Source organism: Streptomyces taklimakanensis (assembly GCF_009709575.1).
Taxonomy (GTDB): Bacteria; Actinomycetota; Actinomycetes; order Streptomycetales; family Streptomycetaceae; genus Streptomyces; species Streptomyces taklimakanensis.
This window is the reverse complement of the sequence record NZ_WIXO01000001.1, coordinates 2526995-2544872: the sequence shown is the minus strand read 5'-3', so window position 1 is coordinate 2544872 and position 17878 is coordinate 2526995. Positions and strand designations below refer to the sequence as shown.

15 protein-coding genes and 1 riboswitch are annotated in these 17878 nt (G+C 72.6%); of the genes, 8 read left to right on the top strand and 7 right to left on the bottom strand.

The features are described from left to right. Positions 1 to 6: 6 nt before the first annotated feature. Positions 7 to 999 carry a carbohydrate-binding protein gene (locus F0L17_RS10980; RefSeq protein ID WP_155070933.1) on the top strand — a complete coding sequence of 331 codons (993 nt, stop codon included), beginning with the start codon at positions 7 to 9 and terminating at the stop codon, positions 997 to 999. A 66-nt stretch (positions 1000 to 1065) separates the two neighbouring features. On the opposite strand, the gene F0L17_RS10975 is transcribed toward F0L17_RS10980, so the two are convergent. The 4 genes from F0L17_RS10975 to F0L17_RS10960 all read right to left on the bottom strand — a co-directional run bounded on the left by F0L17_RS10975 (position 1066) and on the right by F0L17_RS10960 (position 5330). Further along, the gene (locus F0L17_RS10975; RefSeq protein ID WP_155070932.1) at positions 1066 to 1932 is read right to left on the bottom strand and encodes a class II fructose-bisphosphate aldolase; all 867 of its coding nucleotides are present in this window, start codon (positions 1930 to 1932) and stop codon (positions 1066 to 1068) included. Between the two features lie 141 nt (positions 1933 to 2073). Further along, the gene (locus tag F0L17_RS10970; protein ID WP_155070931.1) at positions 2074 to 3009 is read right to left on the bottom strand and encodes a 1-phosphofructokinase family hexose kinase; all 936 of its coding nucleotides are present in this window, start codon (positions 3007 to 3009) and stop codon (positions 2074 to 2076) included. Between the two features lie 162 nt (positions 3010 to 3171). Next, positions 3172 to 4431: an N-acetylglucosamine-6-phosphate deacetylase gene (nagA, locus tag F0L17_RS10965; RefSeq protein WP_155070930.1), complete on the bottom strand. Its 1260-nt coding sequence runs from the start codon at positions 4429 to 4431 to the stop codon at positions 3172 to 3174. Then, positions 4428 to 5330, bottom strand: coding sequence for an ROK family protein (locus F0L17_RS10960; protein WP_238420483.1), 903 nt, complete (start codon positions 5328 to 5330; stop codon positions 4428 to 4430). Before F0L17_RS10960 ends, nagA begins: the two co-directional genes overlap by 4 nt. A gap of 640 nt (positions 5331 to 5970) precedes the next feature. On the opposite strand from F0L17_RS10960, the gene F0L17_RS10955 reads away from it, so the two are divergent. From F0L17_RS10955 to F0L17_RS10945, 3 genes are read left to right on the top strand one after another with little or no spacing between them, the layout of a single operon-like run. Further along, positions 5971 to 6480 (top strand): hypothetical protein, encoded by a 510-nt coding sequence (locus F0L17_RS10955; RefSeq protein ID WP_155070929.1) that lies wholly within the window; start codon positions 5971 to 5973, stop codon positions 6478 to 6480. Positions 6481 to 6500: 20 nt separating this feature from the next. Then, the gene (locus tag F0L17_RS10950) at positions 6501 to 8774 is read left to right on the top strand and encodes a hypothetical protein (protein ID WP_155070928.1); all 2274 of its coding nucleotides are present in this window, start codon (positions 6501 to 6503) and stop codon (positions 8772 to 8774) included. 26 nt (positions 8775 to 8800) lie between these two features. After that, complete coding sequence (locus F0L17_RS10945; protein ID WP_155070927.1) at positions 8801 to 9877, top strand: hypothetical protein; 1077 nt, start codon at positions 8801 to 8803, stop codon at positions 9875 to 9877. Positions 9878 to 10221: 344 nt separating this feature from the next. Here the strand turns inward: F0L17_RS10945 and F0L17_RS10940 are convergent, their stop codons facing one another. After that, on the bottom strand, positions 10222 to 11169 hold the full coding sequence (locus tag F0L17_RS10940) for an SIS domain-containing protein (protein ID WP_155070926.1): 948 nt from the start codon (positions 11167 to 11169) through the stop codon (positions 10222 to 10224). A 202-nt stretch (positions 11170 to 11371) separates the two neighbouring features. Between F0L17_RS10940 and F0L17_RS10935 the strand changes: the two genes are divergently transcribed. Continuing rightward, positions 11372 to 11632, top strand: coding sequence for a DUF3263 domain-containing protein (locus tag F0L17_RS10935; RefSeq protein ID WP_162466055.1), 261 nt, complete (start codon positions 11372 to 11374; stop codon positions 11630 to 11632). Positions 11633 to 11733: 101 nt separating this feature from the next. Then, positions 11734 to 12621, top strand: a complete 888-nt coding sequence (gene otsB, locus F0L17_RS10930) for a trehalose-phosphatase (protein WP_155070925.1) — start codon at positions 11734 to 11736, stop codon at positions 12619 to 12621. Between the two features lie 67 nt (positions 12622 to 12688). On the opposite strand, the gene F0L17_RS10925 is transcribed toward otsB, so the two are convergent. Both F0L17_RS10925 and F0L17_RS10920 read right to left on the bottom strand, forming a co-directional pair. Then, the gene (locus F0L17_RS10925) at positions 12689 to 14158 is read right to left on the bottom strand and encodes an alpha,alpha-trehalose-phosphate synthase (UDP-forming) (RefSeq protein WP_155070924.1); all 1470 of its coding nucleotides are present in this window, start codon (positions 14156 to 14158) and stop codon (positions 12689 to 12691) included. Between the two features lie 183 nt (positions 14159 to 14341). Then, positions 14342 to 15298 carry a glucosyl-3-phosphoglycerate synthase gene (locus F0L17_RS10920; RefSeq protein WP_162466054.1) on the bottom strand — a complete coding sequence of 319 codons (957 nt, stop codon included), beginning with the start codon at positions 15296 to 15298 and terminating at the stop codon, positions 14342 to 14344. Between the two features lie 529 nt (positions 15299 to 15827). Continuing rightward, positions 15828 to 15970, top strand: a riboswitch (SAM riboswitch). 18 nt (positions 15971 to 15988) lie between these two features. On the opposite strand from F0L17_RS10920, the gene thrC reads away from it, so the two are divergent. Together thrC and F0L17_RS10910 are read left to right on the top strand one after the other, a co-directional pair. Beyond that, positions 15989 to 17269, top strand: coding sequence for a threonine synthase (gene thrC, locus F0L17_RS10915; RefSeq protein WP_155070923.1), 1281 nt, complete (start codon positions 15989 to 15991; stop codon positions 17267 to 17269). Next, positions 17266 to 17544 (top strand): MoaD/ThiS family protein, encoded by a 279-nt coding sequence (locus F0L17_RS10910; RefSeq protein ID WP_155070922.1) that lies wholly within the window; start codon positions 17266 to 17268, stop codon positions 17542 to 17544. The genes thrC and F0L17_RS10910 overlap by 4 nt, the downstream gene beginning before the upstream one ends. Positions 17545 to 17878 lie beyond the last annotated feature (334 nt).

The window sequence follows — 17878 nt, the reverse complement described above, 5'->3', positions numbered from 1 at the left end:
CACGGAATGACCGCCGGTAACAACGGCTCGGGCACGCCGGAGAACGACGACCCGTTCGCCTACCTCTACCGTTCCGAGGACGGTACGGACGGTGGTGCTGGTGACGCGGCGACACAGCAACCCGGCGTTCCCCGCACCTCGTACCACCAGGTCCGCGCGGTGGGCCAGCGTCGGTACGGCGGGGTCCAGCAGGGCCGACAGCCCCAGCAGCCACCGCCCCCGCAGGCTGCCCACCAGCAGCCGAACGCGTACTACGCGGCCCCCGAGACCGTCCCCGGCGGCCGGGCCGCCGCACGGCGCGAGGCCGCCGCCGGACCGGGCGGGCCCGGTGGGCGGGGGCGCGGTGGTCGCAGCCACAACGGTCTGCTCATCGGCGCCATCGCGGTCGTCGTGGCCGTGATCCTCGGGGTGGGCGCCGCGGTCGTCTTCAGCGACGACGACACCGGAGGCAACCAGGCGGGCACCGCCCCGTCCCCCACCGCCGAGGAGAGCGGCGGTGACACCGGGGAGGACGAGGGCGAGACCGAGGGGTCCGACAGCAGCGACAAGGCCCCGGCGCCCCTGCCCGAGGAGGAGGCCGTCAGCCTTCGCCTGGAGGGCGGCGCGTCCGTGCCCGCGACCGCGGAGATCAAGGGGTCCCGCGCCAGGAACGGTTCGTACGTCACGGGCCTGGACAACCCCGGAGCCGGGGTGAGCTGGTCCTTCGAGGTGCCGGAGGCCGGCAAGTACACGCTGTTCGTCGGCTACGGCGTGCCCGGCAAGGACGCCAACTCCACGCTCACGGTCAACGGCGAGCCCCGCCAGGATCCGCTGAACATGAAGAACTTCGCCAAGGCGGGCGAGGGCGAGTGGGAGAAGGGCTGGACCCGCACCTACGCCTGGGTCGACCTGGAGAAGGGCACCAACAGCGTCAAGATCTCCTGCGAGCAGGGCAACCAGTGCGGCTTCGTCCTCGACCAGGTGTGGCTGGAGAAGGGGCACGTCAGCAGCAGCGGCTGACGCGGCGCGGCACGGACGGTGGCGCGGCGCGGGACGCGGGCCGGCGGCCGCGGGGCCGGGCCGCCCTCAGCGGGAGACCACCCGCAGGAAGGAAGCCACCGTCTCCGCCATCGCCTCCCGCGCCGGTGTCAGGTACCGGCGGGGATCGACGGCCGAGGGATCCCGCTCCAGGAGGGCGCGGACGGCGCCGGTGAAGGCGGTGTTCAGCGCCGTCCCCACATTGATCTTGACCATGCCGGAGGCGACCGCCCGCCGCAGCTCCCCGTCCGGCACCCCGGACGAGCCGTGCAGCACCAGCGGCACGGGGACGGCCCGCCGTAGCTCGCCGATGAGGTCGTGGTCGAGGACGGCGGTCCGCTCGGTCATCGCGTGGGAGCTGCCCACCGCGACGGCGAGCGCGTCCACACCCGTGGCGGCGACGTACGCCCGTGCCTCGTCCGGATCGGTACGGACCCCGGGGGCGTGCGCGTCGAGCGTGCCGCGCTCCGGTGCCGGGTCGCCGGGCTTGCCGCCGACGCGCCCCAGCTCGGCCTCCACCCACATCCCGTGCCGGTGGCCGAAGCGGACGGCCTCGGCGGTGGCCTCGACGTTCCCGGCGTAGGGCAGCTTCGAGGCGTCGAACATCACCGAACCGAAGCCCGCGTCGGGAGCGGCCCGCAGCAGCTCGGTGCTCTCCACGTGGTCCAGGTGCAGGGCCAGCGGCGCGTCGGAGGCGCGGGCCACGGCCGCCGCCGCGGCGGCCGGCGGGCCGAGCCGGCCGCCGTGGAACCGCACGGCGTTCTCGGAGATCTGGAGGACCGCACCGGTGCCCGCGGCCTCCGCGCCGGCGGCGATCGCCTCGGCGTGCTCCAACGTGATCACGTTGAACGCCGCGACGCCGTGCCCGGCCGCGCGCGCCCGCGCGACGAGTTCCCCGGTCCCCACCAGTGGCATGCCGATCGCTCCCTCGACGTCGCGTTCCCCCGGCGCCCCGGTGCCCGGCGCGCTCTCCTCGGGGATGTGTCCGGCGGCCGTACCGTCGCCGGTGGGCCGCCGCGTCCCGCCGGGCCGCCGCGGCGGCGGCCGTGGCCCGCCTCAGGCCGCCACCAACCGTGCGGCGACCCGCACCTCGGGCAGCAACTCCTCGTAGGCCGCCCGGTCGAACTCGCCCGCGGCCGGCGCCCGTACCGTCGCCGCCGACAGGGCGGCGGCCCGGGCCAGCCGCTCCGGCCAGGGCAGCTCCTCGACCAGTCCGGCCAGCAGCGCGGCCACCACCGAGTCGCCCGCGCCCGTCGGGTTCCCGGACAGCCGTCGGGGCGGCTCGACGCGCCAGGAGCCGTCCGGAGTGAGCGCCAGCAGGCCGTCGGCCCCCAGCGAGGCCACCACCGCGTGCGCCCCGCGCCGCCGCACCAGTTCCGCCGCCCGCAGCGGCTCGGTGGTGCCCGTTATCCCGGCCAGTTCCTCGGCGTTGGGCTTGACGGCGTCCGGCCGGGCGGCGAGCCCGCGCAGCAGCGGCTCCCCGCTGGTGTCCAGCAGCACCGGTACTCCGGCGGCGCGCGCGGCGCGCACCAGCGTCCCGTACGCGCCCACGGGCACGCCGGGCGGCAGACTGCCGCAGAGCGCGACGGCGGTGGCGTCGCGCAGGAGGTCGTCGTAGGTGCTCAGGAAGCGGTCCCACTCGGCGGGGGCGATCAGCGGCCCCGGCTCGTTGAACAGGGTGGCGCCGCCGCCCCCGTCCACGACCCCGACGGTGCGGCGGGTGTTCCCGCCGACGGGAACGAGCGCGTCCCCGACCGGTCCCTCCTCCGTCACCTCCGCCAGCAGCGCCCGCAGCCGTTCGCCCGACGGTCCGCCGGCGAAGCCGGTCACCAACGTCTCGTGGCCCAGCGCGGCCAGTACCCGGGACACGTTCAGGCCCTTGCCGCCCGGTTTCTCGACGACCTCCCGCACCCGGTGGGAGGCGTGGGGCTCCACACGGGGCACGCGGTAGGTGATGTCCAACGCCGCGTTGAGCGTGACGGTCAGGATCATCCGGTCTTTCCACCTCCCAACGGCGGCACGTGAACGTCCTGTGGTGCCCACGGTGACGCGGGCGGGTCGGCCGCGCGAGCGATCATGCCAAAGCGGAGGCGGCCGGCCCAGGGGTTCGGGCCCACCGCCCCCGCTCGATGTGCGAACGAGACCGGAACGAGATCAGGCGGCCCCGGACGACTCGGACACCCCGGGCCTTCCGACGGCTCCGGCGGCTGCGGTGGTTGCGGTGGCTGCGGCGGTCGGGGGAGCGACCACCCACGCCCCCTTGCGCATCACGCCCACCACCCGGTAGTCGCCGTCCAGCACCACCAGGTCCGCGTCCTTGCCCGGTTCGATGCCGCCCACCCGGTCGGCGACCCCCAGCATCCGCGCCGGGGTGGCCGTCAGCGCCCGCACCGCGTCCGCCACCGGCAGGCCGTCCACCGTCACCGCACGCCGCAGCGCGGTGTCCAGGGTGAGCGTGGAGCCCGCGATCGAACCGCCCTCCACCAGCCGGGCGACCCCGTCGGTGACCCGCACCTGGAGCGGGCCGAGCGGGTAGACGCCGTCGCCCATCCCGGCCGCTCCCATGGCGTCGGTGACGAAGGCGACCCGGTCCGCGCCCGCGCGGGCGAAGGCCAGCTCCAGGACGGCCGGGTGCAGATGGGTGCCGTCGTTGATCAGCTCGACGGTGACCCGCTCGTCCTCCAGCAGCGCGGCCACCGGGCCGGGCGTGCGGTGCAGCAGCGTGGGCATCGCGTTGAACAGGTGCGTGGCGACCGTCGCGCCCGCCGCCACGGCCCGGACCGTGGCCTCGTAATCGGCGTCGGTGTGGCCGACGGCCGCGATCACCCCGCTGTCGGCGAGCATCCGCACCGACTCCAGACCACCGGGCAGCTCCGGCGCCAACGTCACCATGCGGGCCGTGCCGCGCGCCGCCTCCACCAGCTTGCGCACGTCGGCCGGGTCCGGATCGCGCAGCAGGGCCGGGTCGTGGGCGCCGCAGCGGCTGCGGGCGATGAACGGCCCCTCGAAGTGGACGCCCGCCAGATCGCCCTGCTCCACCAACTCCGACAGCACGGCCGCCTGCCGGGCCAGGTCGTCCAGATCGCCGGTCACGGTGGAGGCGACCATCGTGGTGGTGCCGTGCGCCCGGTGGGTGGCCACGACCTCCAGCGCCTCCTCGGCGCTGCCCGCGGAGAAGGACGCGCCGCCACCGCCGTGGACGTGTATGTCGACGAAGCCGGGCACGACCCAGTGGCCCGACAGGTCGAGGGTGCCCGCCTCGCCGGGGACGTCCTCGGCGATCCGGCCGCCCTCGACGGTCACCCGACCGTCCTCGGCCACGCCGTCCGGCAGTACCACCCTGGCACCGGTCAGCACTGCGCGCCGGGTGGGCCGTGTGGTCGGTGTCGTGGTCGGTGTCGTGGTCGGCGTCATCGGCTCGAAACCTCCGCGGAGAGTAGGTCCCAGGCGAGGAGGCCCGCGCCCAGGCACCCGGCGGCGTCCCCCAGGGCCGCCGGAACGATGGTGGGGAGCTGCTGGAAGGTGACCCGGGCGCGCACGGCCTCGCGCAACGGCGCGAGGAGCGTCTCGCCCGCCTCGGCGAGACCGCCGCCGACGATCAGCACCCGGGGGTCCACCAGGGTGATGGCGGTGACCAGGCCCTCGGCGAGAGCGTCGAGGGCGTCGCGCCAGACGGCGAGCGCCCGCGGGTCGCCGGCGGTGACGGCCTCGGCGGCGTCGGCGGCCGTCGCCGCCGGATCGCCGCACGCGGCGGCCCAGGCCCGGCCGACGGCGGCGGCGGAGGCGAACACCTCCAGGCAGCCGCGTCGCCCGCAGCCGCACTCGGGGCCGTCGGGGCGCACGGTGATGTGCCCGATCTCGCCGGCGCCGCCGTGGGCGCCGGGCTCCACCCGGCCGTCGATGCCGATGGCCCCGGCGACGCCGGTGCCCAGCGCCACGAACAGGAAGCGGTCCGTGCCCGCGCCGGCTCCGATCCGGCCCTCGGCGAGTCCGCCGGTGCGCACGTCGTGGCCCAGGGCGATCGGGGTGCCGGGGGCGTCCAGCCGCTTGGCGAGCAGGTCGCGCAGCGGCACGTCCCGCCAGTCGAGGTTGGCGGAGTAGACGGCCGTGCCCGTCGCGTCGTCGACGATCCCGGGGACGGCGATGCCCACGGCCGCGGGCTCGGCGCCGTACCGCCGCAGGCCCGTCTCGCGCAGCTCGGTGACGAAGGAGAGGACGTTGTCCACCACCGCGTCGGGCCCCTCGTCCCGTCCGGTGGGGCGGCGCGCCCGGTGGAGCGGCGCGTGGTCGGCGCCCACGAGGGCGGCCTTCATACCGGTGCCGCCCACGTCGAGGGCGACGACGTACGGGGTGTCGTTCAGCCGAGGAGTCACGGGGACAGTCTCCCGTGACTGCCGGGAAAGGTCTAGTCCACTCTTCGGGTGGCCTCCCGCCCCGGCGTCCACGCACGGTCGTCGGACCGGGGGCCGCCGGTGGGAACCACGGGGCGACCGGGCCGTTTCGGTGGCGTCATCCCCATCCGGGAGGTGCGCGGAACGAGGCCGGGGGCGAACCGGACGAGGCCGAGCACAGCGCGCGCGGGGCGCTCCCGGAGCGGGAACTCCGCGCGGTACTCGGCGACGGGCCGCCGGGGAGGGACACGCGACCCGGAGGACGCTCCCCACACCGAGGCGGACGGGACTCCCGGCGGCGGTGTGACGGCCCCGATGGACACACCTCCCGGAGAGAGGACCGGCGGGACGCTGCCCGAGGGCGACTTCCGGACCGACGCCACCCGTCCGACCCCCGTACGACATCCACTCGACACGGGGCCCGTGACGGTTGGTCACTACAATTCGACGGTCGGCTCACGGCGACCACGGGGTTCCTGTCCGCCCTTCCGCACCCGCGTGGGGAACGAGGCGGCGGACCGGCCGGGACCGACACGGTGACGGACGGAGAGAACGGGGGATCATGACCTTTGAAGACCAACGGTCCACGCGTACGCGGCTGAACGAATCGGCCCCTCCGGGCGGCGGTCAAGGGCCCGGCGGCGACCTGGCGCACTCCGAGGCGCAGAAGAAGAAGGCCGTCGAGTACATCGAGGAGCACCTGGGCCCGGAGACGAGGAAGGCGGGCGTCATCGCCGACGACGAGAGCGAGGCCCTCACGGGAGGGGTGAGCGCCACCGCCTGCACCGTGGGCAGGCTGAACGGCTGGGAGGTGCAGAAGGGACTCTCCCACCGCCTGGGCAAGTGGCAGCGGAACGTCAAGCGGCTGACGGGCCGGCTGGACGCGGAACTCGCGGGCCTCCGACGGACCGACACCCTCTTCCGAACCAACGAGGACGACACCAAGGCGTCGTTCAACGGCGTCTCGCCCCTCTACCGCAGCGCCCTGCTCGACTACGTGCCCGGTCCCGGACCGACGCCGAGCCCCGGCGCCGACCGCCCGACGGCGAAGAGCCCGATCTCGGACTTCTGAAAGAACGGCGGGGGATCACCATGGCGGTGGACTACGAGACGATCGTCAACACCGATCTGTCGGGCCTCGACAAGGCGGCGTCCGACTGGAAGAAGATGGGGAAACGGTTCGGCGATCTGCACGACAACTACCGCGACCACGTCAAGGCCGCGGTGGAAGCCGATGGCTGGCAAGGGGAATCGGCCACCACGTTCAAGAGCCAGGCCCAGATCACGCTGGAGGAGTACGCCGGGGCACGGGACGAGGCACAGGCGGTCGGCGCACTGCTGGAAGAAGCGCACAGCACGCTCACCGACCGACGCGGGAAAGTGCTCGAAGCGCGGGACCAGGCCGTCGAGGCCGGCATGGACGTCAACCCCGGCACCGGACGCTGCACCCTGAACCTCGACAGGCTGGATGAGGCCAAGGCCGAGACCTACCGCGAGGACCCGGCCGCCCGGGAGGAACTCGAGGAACGCTGGACGAAGAAGATCCGCGACGCGGTCAAAGCCGTCCAGGACGCCGACGAGAACTTCCGCCTGGCTCTCGCGGCCGATCCCGACGACGGCAACAGGGGACTGCTGGACGGCTTCAACGGTGCCCTCGAGGACGACGCGGGCGCGGCGAACGCCGCACGCGCCGAGGAGCTGTACAGCAAGGTCGAAAGGGGCGAGAAACTCTCCCGCGAGGAACGGGAGGAACTGGATCTCCTGATGCGGGAGAACGAGTCCGACCAGGAGTTCAGCCGCACCTTCATCACCGCCCTGGGCGGCCCCGACGGCGTCATCCGCACGCACAACGAGCTGACCGACCGCGCGTACTACGAGGACACGGGACAGAAGAAGCACTACCTGGGCCTGGACCGGCACCTGGCCAACGTCGTCGCCACCGCCACGACCGTCGACGGCAAGGACAAGGCCGCCGACGAGAGGTTCTACGACACGTGGCGCGAGCAGCTGCGGGAAGCCGGTGTCGAGACGTACGACGCCGAGGTCGTCGGGGGAGAGCACAGTGGCCGGCAGGTGAGGGGGTACCAGAGCCTGGTCACCCTGATGCAGAACGGCGACGGCTACGACCGGGAGTTCCTGCACGACCTCGCCGACGACATCCGCGCGGCCGAGGACCCCGACAAGGGAGGCGACCCCGACATCTGGGACCTCGACGGAGGGTTCGCCGGCACGAAGGAGGAGGACGGGACCTTCTCGCCGGACCGGAACAGTTGGTTCGCCAACGATCCCTACGACGGCGTCCTCGGCATCATGAGCAAGGACCCGGCCACCGCCACCGCCTACTTCGATCCCGCGTCCGAGGCCGGTGAGGACCGGCTCAAGTACCTCCAGCGGGACCGCGACTGGGACGTCGTCAACACCTCCGAGTGGCGCAAGGTCGAGGTGACCGGCCCCGACAAGGCCGACTCGGACAGCCGCGTGGGCTTCGGCGCGGCTCTGGAGGCGGCCATGACCGGCCATGTCCCCGGTGAGGAGCCCCGGGGAAAGAACCCCACGCATCACTCCGAGGCGGAGGTTCGCGTCCTGGAGTCGGTGGTCAAGTCGTATGCGGAGGCTGCGGCCGTCGACAAGACGGCCATACCCGAGAACATCCGCCGGAACATGGCGAACGCGCTCGCCTACTATCCGAACGACGTCCATGACATCCTCGGCAAGAACGGGGACTTCACCCGCGATTCCCTGTCGTCTGAACCGAACGATGTCGATGTCAAGCGACAGCACATGTTGCAGTTTGTTCGTGGCGTCGCAGAAGACGGTGGAGCCTTCCGCACCATTCACGACTCCCAGGTGAAGATGGTCGCCGGTGAAATTCACGACCTGGGCAGGGAAGACCTGATGGAGGGGACCGACAGAGCTCGGGCAGTGGCGCAGGTGAGCGGCCAAGTCATGGGGTCCCTGGATTACATACGCGCCGATGTCCTGGGCTCGCAGCGAGACGACGAAATCTCCCAGAATAATTGGGGGAAAATATACGCGTACCATACGATAGGTACGCCGGTCACCGCTGTGCCTGTATTCGGAGACGCTCTCCAGCGCCTTGTCGACGTCGGGACCGGGCAATATGCGGAACAGCTCAACAACGAGGTCTCCAACAAGACGACGGAAGACCTTATTTCTGCTTACAGAAGGGAAGGGTATCCCCGACTGGAGGAAATGCTGCACATTCGGGCGGAGCAGGTGGGAATCTCGGAGGAGGACCTGGCATCGCCCGAGAAGGCGTTCCAGTCGACGATCATGAATGATGCCGGAAGTGAGTACTCCATGGCTCTGGGGGACGCCGAGGGAGCCATGGGGGACAGGTCGTGACGGGCGGCGCGGAGGAGAAGCGCGGAATGAGGAAAACTGTTCGATTTGCCATTGCTTCAAGTCTGACGCTTCTGCTGTCTACCGCCGTGGTCTTCCATTGGAAGTCGGGAGGGGAGGAGTCCGGGGGCGGTCAGGCGATCTGCGACGGTCTCCTGACGAAGGAAGCGATATCCCCTCTGTCGATCGATCCCGAAGGAGAATACGAATCCTCTCGGAAAGAGCTGGTCGACGGCCCGGGGGAGAGTGGAAGCGATTCTCCCGGGCGGCGTGGGATGATATCGCGCTGCCCTGTTTGGCAGTCCGAAGGGGGCATTGCCGAGTTCGAGGTGTTCGTTGCCTGGGACTTTGGTCCCTTTAGGAGTGAACCGGTGACTCCCGGATGGTACGTGGACGCCTCTCCGCTTGGTTCCGGTCTGAATGGCTGGACGGAAGGTCGGAGAGCCGAAGTTTGGCTTCCGCAGAAATGTTCCGATGATTTCAAAATGGGGAACAAGCCGATTCAGGTGCAGTTGGAGCTTCAGAACCCGCGACATGGGCAGTGGGGGCGGGACGACAAGCGCCGCCGCATGGCCGAGGTGCTGATGAGCTATGCGAAGAACTTGGCCCAGGAGAAAGGGTGTGACGAGGAAGGTTTCGAACTCGCGGATGAGGTTCCCGGGGCTCCAGTCCACGAAGAAGTCCCCGTTGAAGGCCAGTGCGGCCTGTCGGGCTTCGGCGTGACTCGTGACCAGGCGAGTCGGGGAGAGCTTCGTCAGAGTGTGGTCGGGAACTACGAGGACGGTTGGAGCTGCGTGCTGACCCGTGAGAGCGAATCGGACAGGAAGTACGCTCTGGCAGCCTTCGCGGTGAACGGGAACGATCAGCTGATAGCTCACCACCGGAATTCCCGGGCGAATGAATCGGAGGGTTTCCAAACCGAATTCATCACCTGCGGCGGTGCGGAATACCTGGTACAGATGTCGCATGCCGAAAGCGAACCCCAGGACCACGACGAGCACGAGCGGAAGGCGCTCGAGTACGCCGAAGCCGATCTCCTGCCCGCGCGGGTTCTGCACGAAAGCTTCGTCGATGCCGTCAAGGAAAAGCTGGGGTGCGCGTCGTGAGGTGAGGGGGCGGGAGTCCCCGGTTGTGGAGGGCGGTGGTCCCCGTGTGGTGCTTCCCGCGGCTGACGCAGATCCGCAGGACGGCCGTCGCCGAACGGGGGGCGGGAACGCGGCCACCAAGGGAAAGCTGATCGACACCTACGAGGAGTACGGCCTGCCACGGCTCCGGAGCATGATTCAGGACCGGGCCGTGGAGACCGGCGTGCCGGAAGGTGAGGTCGGTGAGTCCGGCAGCAGGAGCGCCCTCCTGCTCCAGGAAGCCGGACAGGCGTACACAGCTGCGGCGAACAGGGCGGAGGGAGCCCTCCGGTAGGCCGTTCCGCCCCGAGCCCGGGCTCGGGGCGTCAGCCCAGGATCACGCTGCGGGTCAGGTTGCGGGGACGGTCCGGGTCGGCGCCGCGGGACTCGGCGAGGGCGACGGCCAGGCGCTGGGCGCGGATCAGGTCGGCCATCGGGTCCAGGGCGCCCTCGCCCGTGGCCGGACAGTCGGATTCGGCCAGCAGGGTGCCGCCCACCCGCTCCACGTCGCCCGCCAGCCCGTCCGGCAGGGACCCCAGCAGCCAGGCCACCCGGCCGGGGCCGGTGACGGCGATGGGGCCGTGGCGGTACTCCATCGCGGGGTACGCCTCCGTCCACGCGCCGGCCGCCTCGCGCATCTTCAGGGCCGCCTCCAGGGCCAGTCCGTACGTCCAGCCGCGTCCCAGGAACGTCCACTGCTCGGCGGCCAGCACCGCTTCCGGCAGCGGCTGGGTGACGGCCCGCTCCGCGTCGACGGCCGCCCGCGCCACCGTCTTGACCCCGGCCGGAAGTCCGCCGTGCCGCTCCAGCCCGGCGCGCAGCAGCGCCAGGGCGGAGGTGGCGAAGCGAGTCTGGACGACCGACTCCTCGTCCGCCCACTCCAGGACGACCACCCGGTCGGCCGCGTCCACGACGGGGGTGTTCGGGTCGGCGGTCAGGGCGGTGGTGGGGACGCGGCCCGCCAGCTCGCCCAGCAGGTGGAGCACCTCGGAGGTGGTTCCGGAGCGGGTGATGGCCACCACCCGGTCGTAGGAGCGTCCGACGGGGAACTCCGAGGCGGCGTGGGCGTCCGTCTCGCCCTGCCCGGCCGCCTCGCGCAGCGCCGCGTAGGACTGGGCCATGAACCACGAGGTGCCGCAGCCGGTCACCGCCACCCGCTCGCCCGGCCGCGGCAGCGACTCGACGGCGCCCTCCGCGGCCTCGACCGCCCGCCGCCAGCAGGCGGGCTGGGTGGCGATCTCGGTGGCGGTGCGGGACTGCTCGGCGGCGGCCATGCGGGCTCCTCGGTGCGGGGCGGCGGGCGATCGGCAGTGCACCCCGAACGGAGGGGTACACGCACGTGGATAGCAGTCCTGACCTGCGGGGAGAAGGAACGTTGCCGAAGAGATACGCGATGCGGCGCGGACCGTGGGGCGGACCGGACGCCGTGGTCGCGGCCCGGGATGCGGTGTCCGAGCACGGCAGTAGGTTGGAGGAGTGAGCACCGGGAACGAGCGGCCGCACGAGGGCGAGGGCCTGTCCGAGGAGGACGAGGCCGTGCTCGCCGTCGAACGGCGCGGTTGGCCCACCCCCGGTGCCAAGGAGCGGGCGATACGCGAGCGGCTGGGCATGTCCCCGACGCGCTACTACCAGGTGCTCAACGCCCTGCTGGACGATCCGCGCGCCCTCGCCCGCGACCCCGTCACCGTCAACCGGCTCCGCCGCCGCCGGGACGAGCAGCGCGGCCGGCGCCGGTAGGGGCGAGCCGACGGACGGGGAGACGGCGGAGAGACGACGGGGGCGACGACAGGGGCGGGGAGACGGCGATGCGCGGGCCCCGGCCGGGTAGGTTTCCCGGCATGGGCAGCCACTCCTCACACCTCCGTCCGGAGCATCTCCCCACTCCGACCACCCCCGCCGGGCGCGACGGCCTCGCCGCGTTGCTGGCCGACCCCGGGCGGGCCGTGGTCGCACTCGACTTCGACGGCACGATCGCGCCGATCGTCCCCGATCCCGACCGGGCCCGCGCCCACCCCGACGCCGTTCCCGTCCTGGCCCGGCTGGCGCCCGCGCTGCGGGCCGTGGTGATCGTCACCGGCCGTCCGGCCGAGGTGGCGGCGCGCTACGGCGGTTTCGCCGGGGTGCCGGGCCTGGAGCACCTGGTGGTGCTCGGCGCGTACGGTGCGGAGCGCTGGGACGCCGCCACGGGCGAGACGCGCACCCCGCCGCCCCACCCCGGTGTGGAGGCGGTGCGCACCGAACTGCCGGGCCTGCTGGAGAAGGCGGGCGCACCGGAGGGCACCCGGACCGAGGACAAGGGCCGGGCCGTCGCCGTCCACACCCGGCGCGCCGCCGATCCACAGGGCGCCTTCGAGCTGCTGCGCGCCCCCCTGGAGGAGCTGGCCGCGCGGCACGGTCTGGCCGTCGAACCCGGCCGGCTCGTCCTGGAGCTGCGACCCCCGGGCATGGACAAGGGCGTCGCCCTGTCGGACTTCCTCCGCGAGACGGGCGCCGGTTCGGTGCTCTACGGCGGTGACGACCTGGGCGACCTGGCCGCGTACGACGCGGTGGACCGACTGCGCGGCGAGGGCCTGCCGGGGCTGCTGGTGTGCAGCGGCAGTGAGGAGGTCACCGCACTGGCCGAGCGGGCGGATTTGGTCGTGGACGGTCCCGCCGGGGTCGTCTCCCTGCTGGGCGCGGTGGCGGACGCCCTGACGGACGCCCCGACGGACACCCCGACGGATTGAGCCACCGGACGACACGCGGTGTGCGGCGGGCGCGGACCGTGCTCGCCGCACCCCCGGCCCGCCCCGGTCAGCCGCGCAGGGCGTCGAGCTGGTCGGTGAACCAGGTGGTGGGCGGCAGCGCGGTGGCCGCCGAGGCGAGCCGCTCGGTGCGCTCGGCGCGTTCGCCCGCGTCCATCGTCAGCGCCCGGTGCAGGGCGTCGGCGGTGGCGCCGATGTCGTAGGGGTTGACGGTGATCGCGTCCTCGGCCAGCTCGGCGAAGGCCCCGGCCTCGCGGGAGAGCACCAGCGCGCAGCCGTCGTCGGAGACCACCGGGACCTCCTTGGCGACCAGGTTCATGCCGTCCCTGATCGGGTTGACCAGGGCCACGTCGGCCAGCCGGTACGCGGCGAGGGAGCGTGCGAAGTCGTCCTTGACGTGCAGTACGACCGGCGTCCAGTCCGCCGTGCCGTACTCCGCGTTGATCCCGTCGGCGACCCGGGAGACCTCGGCGGTGTAGTCGCGGTAGACGGCCAGGTCCTGCCGGGAGGGGTAGGCGAAGGCGACGTGCACGACGCGGCCGCGCCACTCGGGACGCTCGTCCAGCAGCCGCCGGTAGGCGTGCAGACCGCGGACGATGTTCTTGGACAGCTCGGTGCGGTCCACCCGGACGACCGCCTTGCGCGGCGTGCCGTCCGGGGCGCGGCCGATCTGCTCGCGCAGGGACGCCATCCGCTCGTCCACGTCCGGCCGTCGGGAGCGCTCGCGGAGGAAGTCGCCGTCGGCGCCCAACCCGTGGACGCCTATCCGCGTCTCGCGCCCCTCGTGCGTCACGACCATCTCGCCGTCGTCGCTCACGGTGACCTCCGCCCCCAGCAGCCGCACGCAGCACTCGGTGAACGCGTTGGCCCACCGCTGGGTGAGGAAGGCGGCGCGGTCGGCGCCGAGGACGCCGCGCAGCACCTGGGCGGCCACCCCGCCGTCGGGATCGTCCGGCAGCATCCGGAAGTAGTCCGCCGGGGCCCAGGGCGTGTGCGAGAAGTGGCCGATGCGCAGGTCGGGCCGGCGCTCGCGGAGCATGCCGGGGGCGAGGGTGAGGTGGTAGTCCTGCACGAGGACGGCCGCTCCCTCGGCGGCCTCCTCGGCGAGGGCGTCGGCGAAGGCGGCGTTGTACGTCTCGTAGGAGCGCCACTGCCGCTCGAAGGCGGTGTCGAAGGCGGGTTCCAGCGGGGTCTGGTAGAGCATGTGGTGGACGAACCACAGCACGGAGTTGGCGATGCCGTTGTAGGCGTCCGCGAAGACCGACGGCGGTATGTCCAGCATCCGCACCGCCTGGCCGCCGGTGTCGGCCGGGTCCAGGGCGCCGCCCGTGCGACGGGCGGCCTCGCGGTCTCCGTCGCCCAGCGCCGCGCACACCCACACCGCGTCGCCCTTGACCGCCGACAGCCCGGAGACCAGTCCTCCGCCGCCGCGTTTGGCGGTCAACGAGCCGTCCTCCCCGACGGAGTAGGAGACGGGCCCGCGGTTGGACGCGACGAGTACCTGGTGCCGAGTGACCATGGTCGGAACCTAGCCGCTGTCCGGACCGCGCAAACGTGCGGTTCCCGTCACACGCGGCCGAGGGCGCGCCAAAGCACGCGCGGAAGGCGCGGAAGGCGCGGAAGGCCCCGTGGCCGGCGCGTCGCGCGCCGGCCACGGGGCCGGGTGGGGCGTCGAGGGTGCGGTCGTCGGGCGGCCCGGCCGTCAGGCGGCGCGGCGGCTGGTGTACTCCGGGACCGTGCACATCGGTGGGCGCTCCTCGGTGTCCACCGGGTACGAGTGCGGCACGAAGCCGCCCTCCGGCGAACGCTCGAACTGCGTCAGCACCGGACGTATCAGCCCGCCGCGCGCCTGCCGGACGTGGGCGGTGCGCTGGATGGCGGCGGCCATCCGCCCCAGCGCCAGCCCGTCCTGGTTGCGGTGCCGGCGCACCCCGACGTCGACCTGGGCGAGCGCGTCCAGTCCGACGGCGTGCAACGCGTCGACCAGCAGGCCCAGCTCGACGCCGTAGCCGACGGGGAAGCTGAGCCGCTCCAGCAGGGAGCGCCGGGCCGCGTACTCGCCGCCGAGCGGCTGGACGAAGCCCGCCAACTGGGGCCAGTGCAGGTTCAGCAGGGGCCGGGCGACCAGCTCGGTGACCCGGCCGCCGCCGACGTTGCTGTCCCCCAGGGCACGGTCGTACATCGCCTTGACCATCGCCAGCGAGGGGTCGGTCAGCAGCGGGCCGACGATCCCCGAGACGAACGTGGAGTCGAAGTCGCGCAGGTCCGCGTCGACGAAGCAGACGATCTCGCCGCCGGTGGCCAGCAGCGATCGCCACAGGACCTCGCCCTTGCCGGGCACGGTGGGCACCCGGGGCAGCAGCTCGTCGCGGTGCACCACCTTGGCGCCCGCGGCCGCCGCGACCTCCGAGGTGCGGTCGGTGGAGCCGGAGTCCACCACGACCAGTTCGTCGACCAGGGGCACGTCCTCGGTCATCAGGTCGCGGCGGATGGCGGCGACGATGTCGCCGACCGTCGCCTCCTCGTTCAGTGCCGGAAGCACCACGCTCACGCTGCCCGCCGGTCCCGCCGCCCGCTTCGCGGCCAGCAGCCGGGGCAGCGGGCGGTCGGCAGCGCTCCATGAGCGTCGCTCCAGCCAGTGGTCGACCTCATCCAGCACGTGCGCCTCCTGTCCTCGGCATCCTGGTCGGTTCCGCCGGTCCCAGGCATTCTGCGGGACCGGGGTTTCCCGGATGTTCCCGGAGTGTTCTCGGCGTCGGTCGTATCGGTGACGTGGGGGCACCGGTGTCGCCGGTGCCCCGGTCCGCGGAGCCCGTCCGGGGCGGTCCGCACCGTCCGGTGTCGGGTCCTGGTTGCCCGCCGGCGGTCCTTCATGCACGGTCGCGGACAGGATCTCGCGCCTTCCGGTCGTTCCGTGGGTCCTCTCCGGCGTCCTTCGGCGCCATCGGGCCGGTCCGGGGCATGCCCGATGTCCCTCGGGGGACCGGTCGAGCGCTCCCGGGGGGCGCACGCGCCGTCTTTCGGGCCTCTCCGCCCCGAGACGGTCGTTCGCCCCCGTCTCGCGGTTCGGACGGCCTCCGTGGCCGACGGAGCCGTCGGTTACAGTCTTGAGCGACGCGCGGGGGTTCCGCATCTCGGAGCCCGGCGTGCACAAACGCCCCGGTCAGGGTATTGGCCGGGTGCCATAGAGCTCATCCAGAGGGGCAGAGGGAACGGCCCGTTGAAGCCCCGGCAACCCTCCCGCCGGCACTCGTTCGCAGCAGTCCGAGGCCACGGTGGGGAAGGTGCCAATTCCGGCCCGCGGCGAGAGGCGTCACGGGGAAGATGAGGAGAAAGGGCCTCGCCATCCATGGCTGTGCAGACTGTTGTAAGCAACACCGGCATCTCGCTCGGACCCGCCGCCGCGCTCTCCTGTCGAGAGTGCGGGGAGCGCTTCCCGCTCGGACCGGTCTTCGCCTGTGAGGCCTGTTTCGGGCCGCTGGAGATCGCGTACGACCTGCCCGGGGGCGACCCCGAGGCGCTGCGCGCGCGCATCGAGGCCGGGCCGGACAACATCTGGCGCTACGCCCCGCTGCTGCCGGTGCCGGCCGACGTGGCGGACAAGCCCAACCTGAACCCCGGCTTCACCAAGCTGGTGAGGGCCGACAACCTCGCCCGCGAGCTGGGCGTCACCGGCGGGCTGTACGTCAAGGACGACTCCGGCAACCCCACCCACTCCTTCAAGGACCGGGTGGTGGCCATCGCCGTGGAGGCCGCCCGCGCCTTCGGGTTCACCACCCTGTCGTGCTCCTCCACCGGCAACCTGGCCGGCGCCGTCGGCGCCGCGGCGGCCCGCGCGGGGCTGCGCTCCTGCGTCTTCATCCCGCACGACCTGGAGCAGGGCAAGGTCGTGATGGCCGCGGTCTACGGTGGCGACCTGGTCGGCATCGAGGGCACCTACGACGACGTGAACCGCTTCTGCTCCGAGCTGATCGGCGATCCGGCCGGCGAGGGCTGGGGCTTCGTCAACGTCAACCTCCGCCCGTACTACGCGGAGGGCTCCAAGACCCTGGCGTACGAGATCTGCGAGCAGCTCGGGTGGCGGCTGCCGGACCAGATCGTCGTCCCGATCGCCTCCGGCTCCCAGCTCACCAAGATCGACAAGGGGCTGCGGGAGCTGATCGGGCTCGGGCTGGTCGAGGACCGGCCGTACCGGATCTTCGGTGCCCAGGCCGAGGGGTGCTCGCCGGTCTCCCGGGCCTTCAAGGAGGGGCACGACGTGGTGCGGCCGGTGAAGCCGGACACCATCGCCAAGTCGTTGGCCATCGGCAACCCGGCGGACGGCCCCTACGTCCTGGACATCGCCCGCCGCACCGGCGGTGCGGTGGAGGACGTGACCGACGAGCAGGTGGTCGACGCGATCAAGCTGCTGGCCCGGACGGAGGGGATCTTCGCGGAGACCGCCGGTGGTGTGACCGTCGGCGTGACGCGGAAGCTGATCGAGACGGGCGCCCTCGACCCCTCCCTGACCACCGTCGTCCTCAACACCGGCGACGGTCTCAAGACCCTGGACGCGGTGGCCCCGACCACCGGACCGTCCGCGATCATCCGTCCGAACCTGGACTCCTTCCGAGAGGCTGGCCTGGCATGAGCGTCACCGTCCGTATCCCGACCATCCTGCGCACCTACACCGACGGACGGGCCGAGGTGTCGGCCGAGGGCGCCACGCTCGCCGAGGTCGTCGCCGATCTGGAGAAGAACCACCAGGGCATCTCCGCCCGGATCCTGGACGACTCCGGCAAGCTGCGCCGCTTCGTGAACGTCTACGTCAACGACGACGACGTCCGCTTCACCGACGGCCTGCAGACGCCGACGCCGGACGGTGCGGGCGTCTCGATCATCCCGGCCGTCGCGGGCGGCTGCTGACCGTCGCGGACCGCGGCGGTCCGCCGAGGACCGACCGCCGGCGACCGGCTCTCCCGGCCGGTCCCCGCCCCTCGGGGCGCCGTGCGTCACACCGCCTTTCACACCCGCGCCCACACCCGCGCCCACGCCCACGGCCCCGCGCTCCCGGTGATCCGCCGGGGGAGCGGGGCCGTGGGCGTGCGCGCCCCCTGTACCATCCCGCCTCCCGGCGATAAGCGGAATTGGTAATTCCGCCCGCTGGAGAGCGGTAGAGTGAGCACCACTCCCCCCGAATGTGCGCGCCGGCGCCCATGAGAACGCGACAACTTGTGCCCGAAATCGCTGCGGCAATTGT

Coding starts and splice junctions, on each gene's coding strand:
- F0L17_RS10980 (WP_155070933.1), top strand. CDS start 7: ATGACCGCCGGTAACAACGGCTCGGGCACGCCGGAGAACGACGACCCG.
- F0L17_RS10975 (WP_155070932.1), bottom strand. CDS start 1,932: ATGCCACTGGTGGGGACCGGGGAACTCGTCGCGCGGGCGCGCGCGGCC.
- F0L17_RS10970 (WP_155070931.1), bottom strand. CDS start 3,009: ATGATCCTGACCGTCACGCTCAACGCGGCGTTGGACATCACCTACCGC.
- nagA (WP_155070930.1), bottom strand. CDS start 4,431: ATGACGCCGACCACGACACCGACCACGACACCGACCACACGGCCCACC.
- F0L17_RS10960 (WP_238420483.1), bottom strand. CDS start 5,330: ATGAAGGCCGCCCTCGTGGGCGCCGACCACGCGCCGCTCCACCGGGCG.
- F0L17_RS10955 (WP_155070929.1), top strand. CDS start 5,971: ATGACCTTTGAAGACCAACGGTCCACGCGTACGCGGCTGAACGAATCG.
- F0L17_RS10950 (WP_155070928.1), top strand. CDS start 6,501: ATGGCGGTGGACTACGAGACGATCGTCAACACCGATCTGTCGGGCCTC.
- F0L17_RS10945 (WP_155070927.1), top strand. CDS start 8,801: ATGAGGAAAACTGTTCGATTTGCCATTGCTTCAAGTCTGACGCTTCTG.
- F0L17_RS10940 (WP_155070926.1), bottom strand. CDS start 11,169: ATGGCCGCCGCCGAGCAGTCCCGCACCGCCACCGAGATCGCCACCCAG.
- otsB (WP_155070925.1), top strand. CDS start 11,734: ATGGGCAGCCACTCCTCACACCTCCGTCCGGAGCATCTCCCCACTCCG.
- F0L17_RS10925 (WP_155070924.1), bottom strand. CDS start 14,158: ATGGTCACTCGGCACCAGGTACTCGTCGCGTCCAACCGCGGGCCCGTC.
- thrC (WP_155070923.1), top strand. CDS start 15,989: ATGGCTGTGCAGACTGTTGTAAGCAACACCGGCATCTCGCTCGGACCC.
- F0L17_RS10910 (WP_155070922.1), top strand. CDS start 17,266: ATGAGCGTCACCGTCCGTATCCCGACCATCCTGCGCACCTACACCGAC.